This window comes from Glutamicibacter sp. JL.03c (assembly GCF_025854375.1).
Lineage (GTDB): Bacteria > Actinomycetota > Actinomycetes > Actinomycetales > Micrococcaceae > Glutamicibacter.
In genome coordinates, this window is record NZ_CP107575.1 from 546,818 (window position 1) to 564,871 (window position 18,054).

The following is an 18,054-nucleotide window of genomic DNA, read 5'->3' on the forward strand; positions in this document are numbered from 1 at the left end:
CACACGTGCGCGGACTAGCTGTGGACTGAAATCTATTTGCCGCCGACTGGCTTCGTGGTCATTGCCGCACCGCCTTTTAATAGGCGAGGCATGCGTGCAACATCGCGAAGGTTAGGGCGCTGCAGCTCGCTATGGCTATCCGATGCGCTCCGCGCACGCCTAACCACTTCTTACCGAGACGAAAAAACCGCCCGAAGGCGGCCTAATCTGAGTTGGCTATTTACCAGTAGAAGCGTTCGCTGAAACAGTAGCAGAATCACCGATAATTGATGTTCGTGCTAGGTCGTGATTAGCCCCTTCGTAAGCAATTTGTTGCAAAGTAGCCACGTATCTACCTACAGCTTCAAAAAGTTTTCTCTGAAACTCGTAGGTTTCGTTGAGGGTTTCAGTTAGCTGTTGCTGCGTAAAACCTTCCCAATCATTCTTCGCAATTTTCTTTGCGATGGCTTGGATTTCAGAAGACTTTTCAACGTAATGTTCGTGCATGACGCTGGTTGCCTTCCGAAGTTCAGGGTCTCCGGCTATGAGATGTGCCGACCACGCGCCCCAAAGGATTGTGACTTCTCCCGTGTCATGCTCGAATTCTGTTTGCCCGCCTAAACGCTCGGCATAGTTTGACGAGGAATTGACTAGCCGCATCAGCCCCTCAACATAAACTTGCAACCGGTCTAATTCTCGTTCACGAAAGCTAAGATGTTGGGCCGCGTAGATTTGTTTTTCCAGTCCTATACGAGTCTCTTCGAGTTGTTTGATAAGCCCTTCGTCGGCTTGCTTCAAGTTTCTCTCGGCAATTCCATTCGAGTCTCGGGCTGCCGTCCAAGCTTTACGGGCAAATATCACGGCAAGAAACGCGACTGCCACGCCTATCCAGGCGGCCCATGTCTGCGAATCTGCAGAATCTACAGGATAGTTGACAGTGCAGAAGAATCGTTCTATTTTGACGGCATTCTCACTAGGTATGCGACAAACAAGGTCGCCTGCGATGATCATGACCTGATTCTATGGCGTTTCTCCTATAGCTTCGACTTTGACTAACGCCCCGGGCCCTGCTCGACGGCCCATCGCTGGTGGCGTGCACGGTGATGAATTCCGCGTCATCGCGAATGAGTTTGGATTGAGTGAGCGCGGCGCCATAATGTCCGGCGCGTCGGCTAAAGTCTGAATCGTTGCCCCGGCTTGCTAGGCCCCTGCCGGGGCTACCTGAATCGTTGAGAGGTCACCTTGAAGCTAAACAAAGATATTTGCCTAACTTTTGCGCTAGTCGCCGTGGTGTTTTTCGTGCCCATGCCGCCACTAGCGCGATTGGCTGTTTCGGTCGCGGCCTTAGGCTTGGCAATCAAATCAATTTGGGCAACGAGAGCGAAAAAGTAGCCGCGTAGACATGCCCGTTAAACAGAAATTCCCCTAGCCGTCGAAGGCTAAGGGAATCTCAGGGAGAAGCGCGGGCAATTGCCTAGGAGGTATCCTTCTCTCTGCATCTAGAAAGCCGCTATTTCGCTTCGCCTGGTGCTGGAAGGTCATCGCGTTCGCATCCGCTCTCTTCCATCGCTCGGCACTTACCTTGTTGCAGCCCGCCGTGACGTTCACACCAAACGGGGTTATTAGCCCCCTGGATTTAACAGCACGAGCTTAACACAGCGCCAGCCGAGCAACGCCACACCGAGACGAAACTAAGCCCTCAAATCGACTTACAGCGCCGCCCGCCTGAAGCGTTCGAAATGCCCCACAAATAGCCCAAACGCCTAAAATAGGGCAATTTCCTAAAGGCAATCCGACTTGGCGAAATGCTCGGGGGGATATTTTTAGCTATGCCGGAGGGGCTGACCTCGGCCCCTGCCGAACCCCTACCCCGCACCTCGCGCTACCGCCAGGCGACAAACGTCGGCCTAATGGAGCATACTTATAACATGATTAGTCAGGTGCTCGTCCGTCAGCCTAACGGCGACAGCCCTGCCCTGCGTATCTATCCCGTCGATAGCACAGCGTCGGAGCTAATGAAGGAAGGCAGGCGCCTCGGGCTCGGCAGCCAGGATCTAATCCGCTTCGCCGGATATGCCAAGAAGCACGGATTTCGAATCACGAGCTTTTCCGTTTCGGACGCTCGGCTTAACCCGCTTCCTCAAGATGACGCTGAATCAACGTCGGACTCTATGTTGCAGGTCTTCAATGAGCTAGGTGTCAGAGGATTGAACGCCGCGATGGAATTTGAATTCGACGGCCTCTACATTGTGGGAGTTGAACTGAGATCACCAAAGAACGGATTGACCATCGATTTGCGACGCCATGGCTACATCGATACGTCAATACCCAAAGACGCTGAAAATCTCATAGGGTCGGCTTGGCGAGAGCTTCGCTTGGCATGAGCGGTAGAGTCAGCACTGCATTTTACGATGCTACTAAATTAGCGTGTGGAATATGGGCGGTAACCTCCCTCGACCCATGGATTGCCAGCACAGCTCCTGCGATACCTTTAGTCGCTAAGTATCTATTTTCTGCGATTATTCTAGCAATTTTAATTGAAATATTTTTTCAGTTAATATTTGGGCGCCCTAAGATAGTCATCAACTGGGAGCAAAAGGGTGCGTCTACGCAAATCTACTCACTCGTTGCCCGAGTTTCCCAAACACAAAATGAATGCAAGCCGTTCAGTTTGAACATTTCAACTACGCCGGGCGGGTGGCTAAGCAACAAAGCACTTTTTCTGCTAATGAAAAACTCACCAACCCTTAGAATTCAGATTAAGGGTGCTGCCATTCAACCAATAGTCGATAATAGCTCTCTCGAAGGAGAAGAGCCCACTGTCAGAGCTGACTTTGACTCCAAAGGTGTAATAGTAAGTTTAGGCAAACCACCGCACAGCCCCGGAAAATGGCATTGGGCCGACGTCCGTTGGACAGTCGACGAGAAATTTGAGGGCACAGATCTTAACGTCGATTGTTTTTTCCAGCACGAAAAGCCTATGGTGAAAAGAGTACTTAATTTGGTAATCGGCAAATCTACGAACGTCAATTTGTTTTCAGTGGAAAGGGCATGAATTGCCAACTCTTAGCCAGGAAGCAGTTCATGTACTGCCCATGCGATCCAGAACCAGTTCCACTCTCGAAGAAATCCGAGACGCTATGGCTAAGAAGCCACCAAACTCGACCGACCGTGTCGGCGGCTGGGCGAGCATGGAAAACGAGGGATCAAGCATTGGTCTTCCCGGTGGTTGCCCACTCCCGTCAACTCCAATTATTGAACAAGCAGCCGGTGGGCTTCCAAAGGTTTTAAAAGCGCGGTATTACTTCTGGATGACCCCTCCCACTGGGACTTCAAATGTGCCGAATCTCGATGTAAATTCCGTTCGCCGTTTGGCTGCGATTGACGTCATTATCTCCATGGATGATTCCAATCACCTCGGCATTCTTTTATCCACTAGAAATCGGCAGCAGTTAAACCGACGCGACGGCGTATTGAAATCACTTGAAGATATTCTCAAAGCAAACGATAACACCATCAAGATTGACCGCTCGGATTCCCATTTAGAGCTATGTGATACAGATATCTTCCTATGGCTAACGGTTCAGCGGCGTGACAAACCCCAGATCGCTCCCGATCTGCGCCTGGACAAGGTGTCTGGCATCAGCGGCAAGGATGCATCAGCGAGAACTGCTGACCTCCGAGCGGGAGTTGATTTCGATCGCCCGAACTTTTTAACTGCGGTCGCCGAAGCAGACACTCTAGGCCCGATAGATATCTCTTTCGTCCAAGATGAGAATGGCTCACTATGCACCTTTAGAGTGCAAGTGCACCTAGATGGAGGCTTCGCTATCCGTAAAAGCGACGTCCACATTCCTGGCATAACCGATGACCGGCAGTTGATGGAGACGGCGTCGCTTAGGCTGGCTTTCGAGCTGATTCCTCGGCTGAATGGACTCTACGTAAGCGATGCCGCCGATTGGGAAACACGGCGGCTCGAAGTCATACAAAGCGCGATGACTGAACTTGAATCACGATATAGAGCAGCGCGTGAAGCTCTGCTGGAACGCATAGTGAATTCCCCTGAAGCCATAGATGACGGTGAAAACGCTGACTAACAAGGGCGAACGTTCGCGCATTACCATCGACGGCTAGTCCGAAGTGGAGTGCTTGCCATTATTGTTTTGCTCTTCGGCTTTGCTCGGTTGCCTTTGCTTATGTTGCATGTTCGGCAACAGACTATGAGGTTTGATTGCTCATGTGTGCCGCCCTTTGAGTATGGGATTACGTGGTCAACCCATGCGCCGTTTGGCGTGAGCTTGTTCTCGTAGTCCAGGGGGCGTGAGCAATAGGGGGCATTGTGTTTGCCCTCGTTCTTGCGCGAGGTGTAGGGCCATGCGTGCGGCTGGTTGCTATGCGCTTGTGTCTGTGCGTGATGACGCCATTGGTTGTTCTTTGGTTGTGCGAACGGCCAGCCTCCGTGTGTGAAGGCTGGCCGTTGCGGGGCGGGCTGTTGGTTAGTATGCGCTCCTGCTGTCATAGCGCGCTGGTTCGAATGGCGCGGGCTTGTCGGCTCCAAGTTCGGCTTCGGCTTCTGCGTTGAGTTCGGCTAGGGCTTCGGCTTCGGCCTTGCGGTGTTCGGTGAACTCTTCGCTGTGGGTTGCCTTATGCCAGCTGTTGGCCGTGGGGAACCAAATAATGAGGCCCTGGTCTAGGACTGTTGCCCACCATTGCAGCGAATCGGTTGCGATTGCTCCCTTGAAGCCGGGTTCAGCCATGTAGGCGGCTTCATCGGTGAAAGCGTCGGGGGTGTAGAGCAGTGCGCGGAGCTGGCAAGCGTCATGCAGTTTTTTGGCAATGTGCGCGTTGCTTTCGATTAGGGCGGCGTGAGCAAAGTCCTTCGAACTCACAGCGGCATCTAGGTTCCATTGCTTGCCGGGGTGCTCTTCGATTAGCGCAGTAAGTTCAGCCAGGGCGGGGAAGAACAGCTTTTCGCCGATTTGGTGCGTAATGTTGTCGGCGTTGTCATTGACGAGCTGCAGGAAGTTTTCGCGGGCTAGCGCTTCGACGCGTTGTTGCAGGCCTCCGATGGTCTGATTCCATGCCACGAATCGCATTAGGTGATCTTCGGGATTTTCGCCATTGAGTACCGCGTGAGCGGCAGCGTCGAGCCCTTGCCCGTGAATTTCGGCAACTAGCGAATCAACATGCTTTTTCGCTTCGGTGAGTGTTGCAATGAGCCCTACGCGCAATTCTTTCGGCGTGTCCAAGTTGTATGTATTGAGCAGTCGCCCGATGTTTCGAAGGCGCTTCGGAAGTCCTCGATTGATGCTCGGGATGCTTTTGCTTGCGTCGGTTTTTTCGGTGAGTCGGAAGTTTCCGGGGCGGTATGGCTTCGGCTTTTCGGCTGGTGCTGGGGTGTCGGTCATGGTGTCCTCGGTGTTTTCGGTGGCGGCGGGGCGGGTGAAGTCTGGGTTAGTCATTGGTTGTCTTTCAGATAGTGTGGAGGCTGGTTTCAGCACGGGCGCTGAAGTAGGGGTTGGACGTGCGCGAGAGACGCTGAGCAACTGACACCATTAGGTCAGGCGCTAGGCCGTCGAGTAGTTCGGTGTCTTCATCGCTGAGGCGGTAGCTTTCGGCAATTCGGTACTTGGTGCTTTCAAGAGTTTCTTCATCCATTGAGCTATTCGCTTTCTGCTGGGCTGGTGGGCAGTGGTTGCTCTTCGGTTCCGTCGGCGGCGGTCAGTCGCGGGCGGGTGGCTAAGGCGCTGCGTTGAGCTTGGCGCACTTTTGCCGGGTCTGGAAGATGCTCGGCGGCGTCAACAATCCGGTCTGCCAGGGCGAACGCTTCGGGCTTAGTCAGGTGCGCCGCGATGCCTCGCCCGCCGATAAGTGCAATGCCGTCAACTTTCTGTCCTGAGTCCTCAGTCCAGGCACGCTTGAAGATATGGCCGATGTAAGGGCGGTGGTTTTCCTGCATCTAGTTGCCTCCTTCGCAATGGTGTTCGAGCATCCGGCGCTCTGCGGATTCAGCGCGTGCCTTCCAATAGTTCGCGTTTTGTTCCCAGTGCTTGGCGCGTTCCCACAAGACGGCTGCCTGGGTAGGTTCCGGCCAGTGCTCGGATTGCAAAGTTTTATCGGTGTAGACGTAGGCCATGACGCTAACTTTCTTGTTCGAGGTGGTCGGCGAGTTGCTGGAGGTCGGTGTGAAGCGCTTCGGAGGTTTGCCCTCCCGCGATATGGTCGGCGCTTGTGCGCAGTAGCTTCACAACCTGCTCCCGGTCGTATGGGTCAATGGTCAAGCTGCATTCCCCTTGCGCTGTCGTGCGAGGTTCGCGGCTTCGATGACTCGCTGGGTCAGTGAGAGGTCAGGATTCGATTCTTCGACGGCGGCGAGCAACTTAGTGCCGTGGTCTTCGAGGGTTTGCAGGTGGTCGCGTGCGGCGTCGTATTCGTCTTCGGTGGAGTTTTGAGAATCATCATCATCTTGGGCGGCGGCGAAAATTTCTTTGCGCCCTTCTAAACTTGCGTCCAAAAGCCGATTGATTGGTTCATCCCTATATTCCTCATATGGTTCATCCTTATTCATCGGCCCCACCTTTTCGGTGGGGCTATCTCCACCTTTTCGGTGGAAGTTGCCCCACTTATTCGGTGGCTCTTGCCCCACCTTTTCGGTGGAAACCTGCCCCACCTTTTTAGTGGGGCTAACTGGGCTATCCACAGGCGCCCAGGACATTCGATAACGCCCCTTCTCGGTACGTATTCGACCTGATGGACGGTATGAAATGCCAGGGTCGAGGCAGAGGGCGTAATCAGCATTCGTAGAGTTACGAGCGTCACCGGCTGAGACGATAGCCCCCGCCTTCACAAGCGATTTCATGACGCGCCGAACCTTTTCTTCTACGGCCTTCGCTTTGCGCAATTGTTCGGCAGTGGCGTAGGGGTCTTTCTTGAAGGCGAGCGCGTCGCCTTCGTCTCCGAGGGCGTCGGCGATGGAATCCCAGCCGCCAAAGTAAACCGGCGGTTCATCTGCGTCTAAGGCAACGTTTGCCATGAAGATAAGGGCCACCAAATCGCGGTGCGTCAATTCGGACTTTGACCAGTTGATAAAGACCTTCGCAACGTTTGAAGCTCCCACGCGCTCACCCCCTCTTTAGTGCGTCGGTAATCTTGTTTCCTTGGTGTTTAGGCGTGCTCTGCTGGCACTAAGCGGTAAAGGGTCAGTGTTGCCCGTAACCCGGCGACGTGGGCACGCTGAACGGCCTTCTCTGCCGGTGCCAGCGAGAGATAGACGCGGCGGCGATGCCGTGGCGGTACGTGGCCGCCCTGAAGCTTGGGCTGGCACTCGACCACGACGGCGTAAACACCATCCATGGTCGGCAACTCGGCGGGTTCAGCGGGATTAGTAGACAATCGGTGCTCCTACGGCCAAAGCGATGAATTGGGGAATACTGACCAGGGCGAGGAAAACGCCCATGTAAAAGACGGTGCGAACTGCGATTTGAATCGTCCTATGCATTGTTTGCCCCGCCGTTCGGGATGAAGCCGAGCGAGGCGTAGGCATTGAACAATGCTTTGGCATCAATGTCAGTTTCGAGAGCGAAGAGCGAAAGCTGGTGAACCGTAGTGCGTTCAGACGCGCCCCACTCAATCAAGCGGGCGTGCAATTCGTCTTCGGAGTATTCGGGTTCTTCCAGCTCTGGAGAATTAGCGCCATAACCGAAGGCGAACATGTGCGCCTGGGCTACTTCGATAGGGTCAGCCGAGTTTTCATCTGCGAACGCTCCGAGGGCTTCAGTTGACATGTTCGCGTTGATGCCGTGGCGGGTGAACTTGTCGCGCAAAGTAGCGGCAATAAACGCGTTGCGCTCATTTTCGGTAGGCTTAGACATGAAATCACGTTCTTTCTGGGTGTTGGTTTCGTTGGCCGTAGCGGATTCTTTGGCGAGAGCGCTACGGTCATTTTTCTTAGGTGCAGGGCAGTAGATAAGCTCTGCCGGGTCAACTGGTGTTTCGATGCCCGTTGCATCCCACAGCACGCGAACAACGGTCTTCCTGGAGCTGGTGACAGTGCCAGCGGTGGACTTGTCGAAAGCGAAAGCTACACGGTTGCCTATACGGAACATTTGTTAGGCCTCTCTTTCATCTTTGATTTGCGCTCAGTCGCTTCAAGGTTCTTTACTGCTTCTCGTGCCGTGGGGTCTGAGATGATGCCGTGGATTCGAACTGCGTCGTAACCAACGTTTTCTTCAAGCCAGATCATCTTTTTTGCAACCGCCTTGGCCTGCCCTGCTGAATAGTGGGGATTCTTGGCCATGAGTTCGCGTTGCAATTCCCGTTGTGTGGGCATAACAAAGTTGCTCCTGTCTTCGTCTCCGGTATAGAGAGCGGTTGCGCTGCTGGTGTTGCCTAAATGCCCTAGCTGGCTTCGTGGTGCTGTTCGCCATTCACGTAGCCATCGAGGACTCGGCGACTAACGAGAAAGCGCGAATCGATCTTCAGTACGCCGGGCAGTTCTCCGCTGCGTGCCCATTCGTAGGCTTTAGCCTTGCCGATGCCGAGAATGGTCGCGGCCTGGGGCACTGAGTAAGTCTTGCGTTCGGTGATCATGATTTCCCCCTGCTGTTCTAAAAAAGATTAGCTGTTCCAAAACAGAACACCTTCAGCGTACCGCACAGATATCAAATGTGGCAAGATAGGACACGAGAGAGCTTTTGGAACGACTGACCGATGGATGGAACGCATGGCGAAGACCCCGAGAAATCACGAGAACGCGGAGGCTCAAGCCTCCCGTGTGGTCGCTGAGATGCGACAGGCTAGGAGTTGGTCATATGGTGATCTATCCAAACGAATGCTTGAAGTCGCCGGTTGCAATATTGACCGCAGTTCACTGCAAAAAATTGAGAAGGGCACACCGCCGCGAAAAATTAGCCTGAATGAGTTGGTGGCCTTCTCGAAAGTTTTCGAAGCGCCGTTATCAGCATTCCTAGGTGTTGATTTTGACGCAGAGAACGAACTTACCTGGAGTTCAATCGATCATGCCGAGCGCCTTGCTAGCGTGATGCTGCGCGCCCGTGAAGAATACAAGGCCGTTATTGAACCATTGCAAACTCTTGCCGACAATGACCGAGCGTTTCATGATCGAATAAGTGAGCGATACCGGGAAAACCTGAAAGAAATTCGAGACAGGCAATCACCTGGTGAATACTCGAACGGCACAAAGATGCTGTTGCCGATTGAAACGGTCGTTGCATCAAGCCCACTACTAACGACGGCCCTAGATATCGTTCGCGGCGAACCGATGGGGCCGGAATATTTGCAGCTCGATTTTTCTGGCGACGATTTAAATGAGGGGGATGGAAATAATGGCGAATGATATTTACCGGCGCTGTGGTTGCCGCAAGCCGGACGGCACGCAATACAAGACGCTTCCGGTGCGCCCTACTGCTGATGAACGCGCCGAGTCATGCCCCTGGATGACTGACCCTAAGCATGGTTCCTGGGCGTTCTACATCTCGGCGGGCAAAGACGCCAAGACTGGCAAGCGCAAGCAACATCGAAAGTCGGGTTTTCCTACGGAGAAGGCGGCGCGAGTAGCCCGTAACAAAGTCGCTGCAACTATCGACAACGGCACGTATACAGCGCCTAATAAAATCACTGTTGAGCAGTTCCTGGCCGAGTGGCTACCGCGCCGGGAGCGTACCGGCAAGGGCTTGAAACCGACAACGGTAAGCAACTATCGCCGGTATATCGAAAATGACATTACCGGCTCAATGGTCGGCGTTATGAAATTGAGTGAGCTACGCCGTGACCACGTTCAGCGCTATGTTGACCAGCTCATGAATGACGGCCGAGGCGCGGAAACTATTCATCGAATCGTCGCCGTACTAAAAACCGCGTTCAAGTATGCTGTGCGAGATGGGTACCTGGGCGCGAATGTAGCCCAAGACATTGACCTTCCCACGGTGGAACGCAAAGCAATCACGGTATGGGAAATCAAAGACTTGCAAGCGTTCTTTGCCGAGGCCGCTAAGCATCGACTCGGTGAGGTGTTTCAGCTAATCGCCCGCACCGGGTTACGCAGAGGCGAAGCGTTGGGCTTGCGCTGGGAAGATGTTGATTTCGTAGAAGCAAAGCTGAATATCCGACACTCAAGGGTGGAAGTTCGCGGCGTGGCCGTCGAGCAAGAGAGCGTCAAAACTGATGCCTCTAAAGCCTCGGTTGAACTAGACCCCGCTGCAGTTGACGCGCTGATGCGCTGGAAGATCAGCCAGGACGCCGAACGCGAGATGTACGGCGAACTTTGGGAAGGCGTAGGGCACGTTTTCACTATGCCGGACGGTTCGCCCTTGAATCCCTCCTACGTCACCAAATTGTTTACCAAGCTCCGCAAGGCCGCTGGAGCTCCTGCGCTCACGTTGCACGGGCTACGGCACGAGCACGCGGCACTCATGGCGCAAGCGGGCATTGATGTAATGATCATTTCGAAGCGCCTGCGTCATTCGAATATCGCCGTTACGAGTAACTTCTATGGCCACTTGATGCCGAACGTCTCCCGTAACGCGGCGTCGAAGGTGTCGCAATTGATCGACGCTGAAAAATCGGATGTTCACACATTGCACACACAAAGCGAGTTTTTGGGCACGAAAAACGCCCCTGCCAAAATCAATAATGACTCTGACAAGGGCGTTAGGCCGAGCCCCCTGCCGGATTTGAACCGGCGACCTGCTCTTTACGAGGGAGCTGCTCTACCCCTGAGCTAAGGAGGCCTGTGCCTGCAAACAGGCACCACGTCACTTTATCCGAGGAATTGTCTGATCGTCAAAACGAGGAAGACATCATTGTTCCCTATCAGCACCGCGTGCCAGATGCCGGGGCCTTCCCATCAATCAGGTAGCCATCGACCGCATTGGTGATGCAGTCATTGGAGCGCCCGTAAGCCGTGTGGCCATGGCCCTGGTAGGTCAACAACGTGGCGTTATCCAATTGCTCGGCTAGCGACTGGGACCACTGATACGGGGTGGCAGGATCCGACGTCGTGCCGACGACAAGGATCTCATTGGATTCCTTGGCATCCAGCGCGCCAGCCTTGCCCGTCGGCTTGTGATCCCACACGTCACAGACGATTTCACCGTAGGACAGGTACTTTCCCAACGTCGGAGCCACGCGCATCAACTCGGTGGCTTCCTGGCCCATCTCCTCTTCGCCGGCGTTCATGGGACGGTCCAAGCAATTGATGGCCGTGAACGCGTCACTGGAATTCGAAGCGTAGGTTCCGTCGCTTTGCCGATCGGCGGCCAGATCGGCGAATCCGAGAATGGTATCGACATCGCCGTCGTTGACAGCGGAAGCCATGGCCTGTGTCAGGTAGGGCCAGTTGGTATTGTCGTACAGCGGCAGGATGAAGCCGTTGACAAAATCGATGATCGGCACGGTTCGCCCGTCGCTGGAAACCATTGGCTCGTTTTCGACCTGGGCGAAGAACTGCTGAAGTTGCACCTTTGCTGATTCCACGGTGCCGCTGAAAGGGCAGCCTTCGGATCCGATGCACTGGGCAAGCCACGCTTCAATTTCGTGTTCGAAACCCACCGCCTGCGCCTTGGTCAAATCAGCGGCCTGGCTCTTGGGATCCATGGCTCCATCAAGCACAAACCGCCCCACCTTCTGCGGGAACAAATCCGCATAGGTCGCACCGAGGAACGTGCCGTAGGAGAACCCCAAGTAGTCCAGCTGCTTGTCGCCCAGCACTGCACGGATGACATCCATGTCCTTGGCAGCCGAGACTGTATCAACGTGGCCCAAGAGGTCGCCGGTGTTGGCTGCGCAGTCGGCGGCGTAGTCCTCGGTTTCCTCGATGATCTGTTCTTGATCCTCGGGCAACCAGGCGCGGAGGTTTTCCTGGCGGCCCTCATCGGTTTCGGCATCGCTCTGGCAGGTGACCGGGGAGCTTTCACCCACGCCACGCGGGTCGAAGCCGATAATGTTGTAGGACTGCTGCAGCTGGTCGCTGAACATGGTCTGAACGGAAGACTCGACCATATCCAAGCCTGAGCCGCCGGGGCCGCCGGGATTCACAAGCAGGTTTCGGCTGGCGCTTTCGGCTGTCCGGCGATTGAGCGAAAGCTCGATGCTCTCACCGGTGGGATCGCCATAGTCCAGAGGCACCTTGATGGTGGCGCATTCCAGGGCATCGCCGCAGTTCCCCCAATCGATCTGCTGGGCGTAGTAGCTTTCCAGCCCGCGGGGAGCATCGGGGGCGCTGGTGCTGGGGCTCGCGTCCGTGCCTTCGGCGTCAGGGAGCGGGGATCCTGCGGAGCAACTGGTGAGCCCGGTCAGGGCGAGCAGGGTTCCCACCGCAAGCAAACGCAGTTTGGATAAGCGTACAGGCACGTTGAGTGTCTCCTTGCGTGGGTTAGCGCCGGCCGGGATTTGGCAAAAGGCGGGTCATCAGGGCTTCCAAGGCCATGAGCTGATTGACGTTGGCGGCCAGGCGGCTGCGCGTCTGGTTGATCGCATCCAGTTGCGCCAAAGATTTTTCCTTGCTTTGGCCATGGGAATAAGCCTCAAGCTTTTCGCGCAAATGCTCGTTGATCAGCTCGATGCCAGTTCCCAGCTGCAAGCTGAGCACATCCCGGAAAAAGGTGGTCAGGTCGGTCAGTGTCCGGTCCAAGGCATCAAAGCTGGCGCGTCGAGCGAAACGCTTGGCATCCTCGTCGAGGGCTTTGAACTGGCTGCGCAGGCCCGGGGGAATGGTTTCCTCAGGACCGAGGCCATTGGCGTGGCGTAGTTGTTCGGTTTTCTTCTGCAGGTCCGTTCCGGTGATGCTCTCAGCTCGCTCGGTAGCCAATTTCGAGATTTCGGCGGCGGCGGCCATGGCCTGGGGCAAGGTCGTGGTGCGCAGCGGCAAGGTGACGACCTTTTCCCGCTGGATGCGAGCCTGTTCGTCACGTGCCAGCAATCGGGCCACACCGATATGCGACTGCGAGACCCGGGCGGCAAATAGCGCTTGCTGCGGATCAAGACCATCGCGGCGCACCAGGAGATCCGCCACGTCCGAGGTCGAAGGGACCGACAGATTGACTGCGCGACAGCGCGAACGGATGGTGACCAGAACGTCGGCTGGCGACGGGGCGCACAGGATCCAGATCATCTTCGCCGGCGGTTCCTCAATGGCTTTAAGCAGCACATTGGTGCTGCGTTCAGACATCCGGTCCGCGTCCTCGATGATGATGATGCGCCATCGCCCGGTGCTGGCGCTTTCCTGGGCGCGGGTGATCAGGTGGCGTACATCAGCAATCTGGTATTCGAACTTATCCGTGGAGACGAATGAGACGTCGGGATGGGAGGAGGAAAGGACCGATTTGCAGTTCTCGCACTCGCCGCAGCCGGCAGGGGTGTTTGTGCACTGCAGGGCCGCTGCAAAGGCGCGGGCCGCGGTGGTGCGCCCGGACCCTGGCGGGCCGGTGACCAGCCATGCATGGGTGGGGTTGCCGCGGTCGACTTCGGCACACAGGGTATCGATGACCCGCTGCTGGCCAGCGAGGTCGGCGAAGACCGGGCGGCTCACAGCAGGCCAGCCAAGTGCGCGGTGATGGACTGGTTCAGGCCTTCAACGCTGTTATTGGCATCCAGGACGAGGTATCGCTGCGGATCGCGAGCGGCCAGCTCCAGGAATGCCTGGCGGATGCGTTCGTGGAAGTCGTCGGGCTCGGCTTCGAGCCGGTCAGCGGTCTCAATGCCACCACCGGCAGCAACCCGTCGTGCACGGCCATCGGCTGCGGAGATATCCAAGATGATGGTGACATCGGGCTTCAATCCGTTGGTCGCGAAGTCATTGATGGTCGCGACGGCGTCGAAGCCCAATGCCCGGCCCATGCCCTGATATGCCAGCGAAGAATCGACAAAACGATCGCAGATCACGTGGGTGCCGGCGGCCAGAGCCGGGCTGATGACCTGCTGCACATGGGCAGCGCGGGCCGCGGAGTAGATCAGGGCTTCGGTGCGGGAATCGATGTCGCCGTGGCCATGTTCCAGGACCAGCGAGCGCAGGGCTTCACTGATTTGGGTGCCACCGGGTTCGCGGGTGGTGATGACCTTGGACCCTTGAGATTCCAGCCATTGCCGGGCCAGGGCGACCTGCGTGGACTTGCCCGCGCCGTCGCCGCCTTCAAAGACTATGAACAAGCCAGGGGCCGGCGCGCTCGATTCGTTATTCACCCCTCTAGCCTATCCAAGGAGTCGGCAAAACATCTGCGCAACCCCTGCCCTGTGCGCAACTAATCGCACGGTGTGGTGGATTCAACGGATGAAATGTAGTGAAACCCATCCGCAGCCAGAGGGCGTCTGCGCGTAAAGTTTTTTCCATGAACTCCAGCAGCATGCCAGCAGCTCCACGCCCCGATTGGGATCCGAAGACTCTTATCGTGGCAGGTGGCCGTCCGGCCCATGACACCGATGCGCCGGTTAACTACCCGGTGACTTTCACCTCGACCTATCACTCCCAGGGGCAGGCGGCCGTGGACGAACGCGTTTACGCGCGATTCTCCAACCCCACTTGGGATCCGTTCGAAGAGGTCCTGGGCCAGCTGGAAGTTGCAGCTTTGCCCGCTCTGGTTTTCTCGTCGGGCATGGCCGCTATTGCCGCGGCCTTGAGCCTGGTTCCCGCAGGGGGAGTTCTTGTCATGCCCAAGCACTCCTATAACGGGTCCTTGGCGCTGAGCTCGGAATTGCAGGCTGCTGGCCGGTTGGACATCCGCCCGGTGGATATCGCCGACACCGAAGAGGTGATCACCGCCCTGGAAGGGGCCGACGTGCTCTGGGTGGAATCACCGACCAACCCGATGCTGGAGGTCGCCGATCTGCCGGTGCTGCTGGAAGAAGCCAAGAACCGCGGCGTGCTGAGCATCGTGGATAACACCTTCGCCACCCCGTTGCTGCAGCGCCCGTTGACCTCGGGTGCCGACCTGGTGGTCCACTCGGTGACCAAGTATCTTTCGGGGCACTCGGACATCATCATGGGCGCGCTGGTGACCAGCGATGAATCGCTGCGGCAGAAGCTGCACGGCTACCGCACCTTGCACGGAGCGATCAGCTCCCCGATGGACACCTACCTTGCCCTGCGCGGCGTGCGGACCATGGCCGTGCGCATCGATCGTTCGCAAGCGAACAGCCAGGTGCTGGCCGAACGCCTGGCCGTACATCCCAAGGTGCAAGCGGTGCGCTACCCGGGGCTGGGGCAAGATCCAGGCCATGAGCGCGCTGCGCGGCTGATGGATGGATTTGGCTCGGTCATCGCTTTCCAAGCAGGGCAGAACGCCGAGGATGCTGATCAGGTTGTCGCCGGCTTCAACCTCATTACCGGTGCCACGTCGCTGGGCGGGGTGGAAACCTTGGCCGAGCGTCGAGCCCGCCATGCATCGGAACCCGAGACTGTCCCGGATAACCTGATCCGCTTGTCGGTGGGCATCGAAGATGTCGAAGACCTGTGGTCCGATGTGAAGCAGGCCCTGGAACAGCTTTAGCGCGTGGCAGTTCCTAAAACGTGAAGTCTCATAGGTAGAGTGAAGATATGTCCATGATGAATGTTGCCCACCTGATCGAGTACTACTTGATGCTGGCTCTGAGCGTCATCATTCTGGTGCTCGCCGTCTGGGCGCTGGTTGACTGCCTGCGCCACGGAGCCCAGCGCTTCGCGCAAGAAGGCAAGCGCACCAAAGGCTTTTGGACCGGCCTGACCGCGGCGAGTGCTGTCGTGTCCTTGCTGGGCATCCTCAGCGGTGGCGGAATTGGCTTCCTGCAGCTCATCGGTGCCTGCATTGCCTGCGTCTACCTTGCAGATGTCAAGCCTGCAGTCAGCGGGCAAGGTGGCGGCTGGTACAACTACTAGGCCGCTAGGAACCGCATTGAACTTTGGATGACCCGCACTCGTGTTGTAAGACGAGGGCGGGTCTTCTCAATTAATGAACACCCCTTAACTTTGGCGCTTCGGTGCTGGTGCATTGGATAGGATGGATCGTATGAGTCACACTTTGATCTTGCTTCGCCATGGGCAGAGCGAATGGAACGAAAAGAATCTGTTCACCGGCTGGTACGACGTATCGCTGACCGAACAGGGCCGTGCTGAAGCTTCCCGCGGCGGCCAGCTGCTGGCCGAGGCCGGTTACAAGCCAGAGGTGCTGCACACCTCGCTGCTGACCCGCGCGATCGTCACTGCCAATCTGGCATTGGAAGCCGCCGGCCGCTCGTGGATCCCAGTGAACCGCGACTGGCGCCTGAACGAGCGTCATTACGGCGCGCTTCAGGGCAAGGACAAGGCCCAGACCTTGGCTGAATTCGGCGAAGAGCAGTTCATGGAATGGCGCCGCAGCTACGACACCCCGCCACCAGTTCTGGATGACTCCTCGGAATTCAGCCAGATCAATGACGAGCGCTACGCCGCGCTGGGCGATTCCGCTCCACGCACCGAGTGCCTCAAGGACGTGCTGGAGCGCATGCTTCCTTACTGGGAAGAGAACATCAAGGCGGACCTGTCGGAGGGCAAGACCGTTATGGTTACCGCTCACGGCAACTCGCTGCGTGCACTGGTCAAGCACCTTGACGGCATCAGCGACGAAGATATCGCCAACCTGAACATCCCGACCGGCATCCCGCTGGTTTATGAGTTGGACGACGACTTCCAGCCAATCACCAAGGGCGGAACTTACCTGGATCCTGCCGCTGCTGCCGACGCCATCAAGGCTGTCGCAAACCAGGGACGCAAGTAAAACCTGCTTTTCGGCGGCACTAGAACCCCAGGCGTTGAGCTCGGAAGTTCTGGTGCCGCCGTTTTGTATTTAACCTACAAAATGGGCCGGCTATATGGCTGTGAGCGAAACAACTGCGCACGATTGTATTTTTGGCATTAGTATGCTGTAATCTCCTATTTCGAATAGGCTCAATGGCTCACGTTAGGAATGCAATTCGTGGCAACTGATTACGATGAAGTCCGCCCAGACGTTGCTGAGGCACGCAAGGCTTCACTGGATGCGGTTAAGTCCGCAAACGCACCGGACGCCAAGTCCGTCGTGCGCGAGCTCGACGAAGCCGATCACACTGATGGCATGGATCTGCCGGGTGCAGATTTGTCCAACGAGGAATTGACGGTCACCGTCATTCCACAGAAAGACGACGAGTTCATCTGTGGCTCGTGCTTCTTGATTCGCCACCGCTCGCAGCTGGTTCGCGAAGAAGGCAATGTAGGTTTCTGCGTAGAGTGCGAAGGCTAAGAAGCCGCTGTACGCCGGCGCCGATTGCGCGCCGAAAATTTCAAGGGCAGCCCGCCAACTGGTGGGCTGCCCTTTGCCGTCGAGCTTTCCTTAAGCAATGGGCCAAATAAGCAGTGCCTGCATCCGGAAGGCTTCCGGGTGCAGGCACTGCCGAGGATCTTGATGCCGTGATCGGCTTAGGCGTCCGATGGATCCCATTCGCCGGTGACCAGGTACGTGACCTTGCGGGCCACGGAAACACCGTGATCGCCGAAGCGCTCAAGGTAGCGGCTGGTCAAGGAAACATCCACGGTGGTCGGGGCCGAAGCATCCCAATCCGCTTCGGCGATGCGAGCGAAGACGCTGGAGTGGAGGCGATCGACTTCGTGGTTCAATTCAATGATCTCCGCGGCGATCTTCAGATCGCGGGTGTCGAGCAGGCGGGCCACGGCCTGGGCGATCTGGATGTCGATTTTCGCCATTTCAGCGAAGGTCGTGGAGATCTTCTCTGGAATTGCCGGCGACGGGAAACGCAGGCGGGCTAGCTGCGCCAAGTGGCGTGCTAGGTCGCCCATGCGTTCGAGCGAAGCGCTCATGCGCAGCGAGCCGACGATCATGCGCAGGTCGCTGGCCACGGGGCCCTGGAGCGCCAGGGTATCGATAGCGCGTTCATCCAGCTGGTTCTGCAGGAAATCGATTTTCGCGTCTGCCGCGATGACTTCCTGGGCCAGCTCAACGTCGGCATTCGCCAACGAATCCCATGCGCGATCCATGGCGGTCGCGACTTGGTTGGCCATCTCAATAAGTTCTTCGCCAATTTGTTGTAGATCTGCCTGAAAAACCTTACGCACAG

Annotated in this window: 23 protein-coding genes, 1 tRNA gene and 1 pseudogene; 9 read left to right on the top strand and 16 right to left on the bottom strand. The window is 56.6% G+C overall.

Translation table 11 applies throughout. The features are described from left to right. Positions 1-216 precede the first annotated feature (216 nt). Positions 217-990 carry a hypothetical protein gene (locus OF385_RS02570; protein ID WP_264276848.1) on the bottom strand — a complete coding sequence of 258 codons (774 nt, stop codon included), beginning with the start codon at positions 988-990 and terminating at the stop codon, positions 217-219. An 818-nt stretch (positions 991-1,808) separates the two neighbouring features. Between OF385_RS02570 and OF385_RS02575 the strand changes: the two genes are divergently transcribed. The 3 genes from OF385_RS02575 (at position 1,809) to OF385_RS02585 (ending at position 4,076) form a co-directional block, all read left to right on the top strand. After that, positions 1,809-2,363 carry a hypothetical protein gene (locus OF385_RS02575; RefSeq protein ID WP_264276849.1) on the top strand — a complete coding sequence of 185 codons (555 nt, stop codon included), beginning with the start codon at positions 1,809-1,811 and terminating at the stop codon, positions 2,361-2,363. Continuing rightward, the gene (locus OF385_RS02580; protein WP_264276850.1) at positions 2,360-3,034 is read left to right on the top strand and encodes a hypothetical protein; all 675 of its coding nucleotides are present in this window, start codon (positions 2,360-2,362) and stop codon (positions 3,032-3,034) included. The genes OF385_RS02575 and OF385_RS02580 overlap by 4 nt, the downstream gene beginning before the upstream one ends. Positions 3,035-3,119: 85 nt before the next feature. After that, positions 3,120-4,076 (top strand): hypothetical protein, encoded by a 957-nt coding sequence (locus tag OF385_RS02585; protein ID WP_264276851.1) that lies wholly within the window; start codon positions 3,120-3,122, stop codon positions 4,074-4,076. A gap of 20 nt (positions 4,077-4,096) precedes the next feature. Here OF385_RS02585 and OF385_RS16685 read toward each other — a convergent pair whose 3' ends face one another. From OF385_RS16685 to OF385_RS02630, 10 genes are all read right to left on the bottom strand, one after another. Then, entirely contained in the window at positions 4,097-4,498 is a 402-nt protein-coding gene (locus OF385_RS16685; protein ID WP_413468069.1) for an HNH endonuclease, read from the bottom strand. Continuing rightward, positions 4,476-5,441, bottom strand: a complete 966-nt coding sequence (locus OF385_RS02590; RefSeq protein ID WP_264276852.1) for a hypothetical protein — start codon at positions 5,439-5,441, stop codon at positions 4,476-4,478. Before OF385_RS02590 ends, OF385_RS16685 begins: the two co-directional genes overlap by 23 nt. A gap of 10 nt (positions 5,442-5,451) precedes the next feature. Then, positions 5,452-5,637 (bottom strand): hypothetical protein, encoded by a 186-nt coding sequence (locus OF385_RS02595; protein ID WP_264276853.1) that lies wholly within the window; start codon positions 5,635-5,637, stop codon positions 5,452-5,454. A gap of 4 nt (positions 5,638-5,641) precedes the next feature. Then, a complete protein-coding gene (locus OF385_RS02600) occupies positions 5,642-5,938 on the bottom strand; it encodes a hypothetical protein (protein WP_264276854.1) in 297 nt (98 codons plus the stop codon). Beyond that, positions 5,939-6,115 (bottom strand): hypothetical protein, encoded by a 177-nt coding sequence (locus OF385_RS02605; RefSeq protein ID WP_180993108.1) that lies wholly within the window; start codon positions 6,113-6,115, stop codon positions 5,939-5,941. Positions 6,116-6,256: 141 nt separating this feature from the next. After that, positions 6,257-7,096: a hypothetical protein gene (locus OF385_RS02610; protein WP_264276855.1), complete on the bottom strand. Its 840-nt coding sequence runs from the start codon at positions 7,094-7,096 to the stop codon at positions 6,257-6,259. A gap of 47 nt (positions 7,097-7,143) precedes the next feature. Then, the gene (locus tag OF385_RS02615; protein ID WP_264276856.1) at positions 7,144-7,371 is read right to left on the bottom strand and encodes a hypothetical protein; all 228 of its coding nucleotides are present in this window, start codon (positions 7,369-7,371) and stop codon (positions 7,144-7,146) included. 98 nt (positions 7,372-7,469) lie between these two features. Further along, complete coding sequence (locus tag OF385_RS02620) at positions 7,470-7,997, bottom strand: hypothetical protein (protein ID WP_264276857.1); 528 nt, start codon at positions 7,995-7,997, stop codon at positions 7,470-7,472. A 74-nt stretch (positions 7,998-8,071) separates the two neighbouring features. Then, complete coding sequence (locus OF385_RS02625; protein ID WP_264276858.1) at positions 8,072-8,308, bottom strand: hypothetical protein; 237 nt, start codon at positions 8,306-8,308, stop codon at positions 8,072-8,074. Positions 8,309-8,376: 68 nt separating this feature from the next. Further along, positions 8,377-8,568, bottom strand: a complete 192-nt coding sequence (locus OF385_RS02630) for a helix-turn-helix domain-containing protein (protein ID WP_264276859.1) — start codon at positions 8,566-8,568, stop codon at positions 8,377-8,379. Between the two features lie 241 nt (positions 8,569-8,809). Between OF385_RS02630 and OF385_RS02635 the strand changes: the two genes are divergently transcribed. Together OF385_RS02635 and OF385_RS16690 are read left to right on the top strand one after the other, a co-directional pair. Further along, a complete protein-coding gene (locus OF385_RS02635) occupies positions 8,810-9,334 on the top strand; it encodes a hypothetical protein (RefSeq protein WP_264276860.1) in 525 nt (174 codons plus the stop codon). Positions 9,335-9,434: 100 nt separating this feature from the next. After that, a pseudogene (locus tag OF385_RS16690) lies at positions 9,435-10,439 on the top strand (tyrosine-type recombinase/integrase); the annotation flags it as partial. A gap of 216 nt (positions 10,440-10,655) precedes the next feature. Here OF385_RS16690 and OF385_RS02640 read toward each other — a convergent pair. The 4 genes from OF385_RS02640 to tmk form a co-directional block, all read right to left on the bottom strand. Beyond that, positions 10,656-10,727 (bottom strand) — tRNA-Thr (locus tag OF385_RS02640). An 82-nt stretch (positions 10,728-10,809) separates the two neighbouring features. After that, the gene (locus OF385_RS02645; protein WP_264276861.1) at positions 10,810-12,348 is read right to left on the bottom strand and encodes an alpha/beta hydrolase; all 1,539 of its coding nucleotides are present in this window, start codon (positions 12,346-12,348) and stop codon (positions 10,810-10,812) included. A gap of 22 nt (positions 12,349-12,370) precedes the next feature. Continuing rightward, on the bottom strand, positions 12,371-13,525 hold the full coding sequence (locus tag OF385_RS02650; protein WP_264276862.1) for a DNA polymerase III subunit delta': 1,155 nt from the start codon (positions 13,523-13,525) through the stop codon (positions 12,371-12,373). Beyond that, complete coding sequence (gene tmk / locus OF385_RS02655; protein ID WP_264276863.1) at positions 13,522-14,175, bottom strand: dTMP kinase; 654 nt, start codon at positions 14,173-14,175, stop codon at positions 13,522-13,524. Before tmk ends, OF385_RS02650 begins: the two co-directional genes overlap by 4 nt. A gap of 146 nt (positions 14,176-14,321) precedes the next feature. Here tmk and OF385_RS02660 point away from each other — a divergent pair, with 146 nt between their 5' ends. The 4 genes from OF385_RS02660 to OF385_RS02675 all read left to right on the top strand — a co-directional run bounded on the left by OF385_RS02660 (position 14,322) and on the right by OF385_RS02675 (position 17,222). Next, the gene (locus OF385_RS02660) at positions 14,322-15,479 is read left to right on the top strand and encodes a trans-sulfuration enzyme family protein (RefSeq protein WP_264276864.1); all 1,158 of its coding nucleotides are present in this window, start codon (positions 14,322-14,324) and stop codon (positions 15,477-15,479) included. A 53-nt stretch (positions 15,480-15,532) separates the two neighbouring features. Further along, positions 15,533-15,844: a DUF2516 family protein gene (locus tag OF385_RS02665; RefSeq protein WP_319019213.1), complete on the top strand. Its 312-nt coding sequence runs from the start codon at positions 15,533-15,535 to the stop codon at positions 15,842-15,844. A 130-nt stretch (positions 15,845-15,974) separates the two neighbouring features. Further along, on the top strand, positions 15,975-16,721 hold the full coding sequence (locus OF385_RS02670; protein WP_264276865.1) for a phosphoglyceromutase: 747 nt from the start codon (positions 15,975-15,977) through the stop codon (positions 16,719-16,721). Between the two features lie 198 nt (positions 16,722-16,919). Further along, complete coding sequence (locus tag OF385_RS02675; RefSeq protein ID WP_022877094.1) at positions 16,920-17,222, top strand: DUF4193 domain-containing protein; 303 nt, start codon at positions 16,920-16,922, stop codon at positions 17,220-17,222. Positions 17,223-17,398: 176 nt separating this feature from the next. Here the strand turns inward: OF385_RS02675 and phoU are convergent, their stop codons facing one another. Beyond that, positions 17,399-18,052, bottom strand: coding sequence for a phosphate signaling complex protein PhoU (gene phoU / locus OF385_RS02680; RefSeq protein ID WP_264276866.1), 654 nt, complete (start codon positions 18,050-18,052; stop codon positions 17,399-17,401). Between the last annotated feature and the right edge of the window lie 2 nt (positions 18,053-18,054).

What these genes read in the sequence shown, in the direction of transcription:
- OF385_RS02570 (WP_264276848.1), bottom strand. Translation starts at nt 990, where the DNA reads ATGATCATCGCAGGCGACCTTGTTTGTCGCATACCTAGTGAGAATGCC.
- OF385_RS02575 (WP_264276849.1), top strand. Translation starts at nt 1,809, where the DNA reads ATGCCGGAGGGGCTGACCTCGGCCCCTGCCGAACCCCTACCCCGCACC.
- OF385_RS02580 (WP_264276850.1), top strand. Translation starts at nt 2,360, where the DNA reads ATGAGCGGTAGAGTCAGCACTGCATTTTACGATGCTACTAAATTAGCG.
- OF385_RS02585 (WP_264276851.1), top strand. Translation starts at nt 3,120, where the DNA reads ATGGCTAAGAAGCCACCAAACTCGACCGACCGTGTCGGCGGCTGGGCG.
- OF385_RS16685 (WP_413468069.1), bottom strand. Translation starts at nt 4,498, where the DNA reads ATGACAGCAGGAGCGCATACTAACCAACAGCCCGCCCCGCAACGGCCA.
- OF385_RS02590 (WP_264276852.1), bottom strand. Translation starts at nt 5,441, where the DNA reads ATGACTAACCCAGACTTCACCCGCCCCGCCGCCACCGAAAACACCGAG.
- OF385_RS02595 (WP_264276853.1), bottom strand. Translation starts at nt 5,637, where the DNA reads ATGGATGAAGAAACTCTTGAAAGCACCAAGTACCGAATTGCCGAAAGC.
- OF385_RS02600 (WP_264276854.1), bottom strand. Translation starts at nt 5,938, where the DNA reads ATGCAGGAAAACCACCGCCCTTACATCGGCCATATCTTCAAGCGTGCC.
- OF385_RS02605 (WP_180993108.1), bottom strand. Translation starts at nt 6,115, where the DNA reads ATGGCCTACGTCTACACCGATAAAACTTTGCAATCCGAGCACTGGCCG.
- OF385_RS02625 (WP_264276858.1), bottom strand. Translation starts at nt 8,308, where the DNA reads ATGCCCACACAACGGGAATTGCAACGCGAACTCATGGCCAAGAATCCC.
- OF385_RS02630 (WP_264276859.1), bottom strand. Translation starts at nt 8,568, where the DNA reads ATGATCACCGAACGCAAGACTTACTCAGTGCCCCAGGCCGCGACCATT.
- OF385_RS02635 (WP_264276860.1), top strand. Translation starts at nt 8,810, where the DNA reads ATGCTTGAAGTCGCCGGTTGCAATATTGACCGCAGTTCACTGCAAAAA.
- OF385_RS02660 (WP_264276864.1), top strand. Translation starts at nt 14,322, where the DNA reads ATGAACTCCAGCAGCATGCCAGCAGCTCCACGCCCCGATTGGGATCCG.
- OF385_RS02665 (WP_319019213.1), top strand. Translation starts at nt 15,533, where the DNA reads ATGATGAATGTTGCCCACCTGATCGAGTACTACTTGATGCTGGCTCTG.
- OF385_RS02670 (WP_264276865.1), top strand. Translation starts at nt 15,975, where the DNA reads ATGAGTCACACTTTGATCTTGCTTCGCCATGGGCAGAGCGAATGGAAC.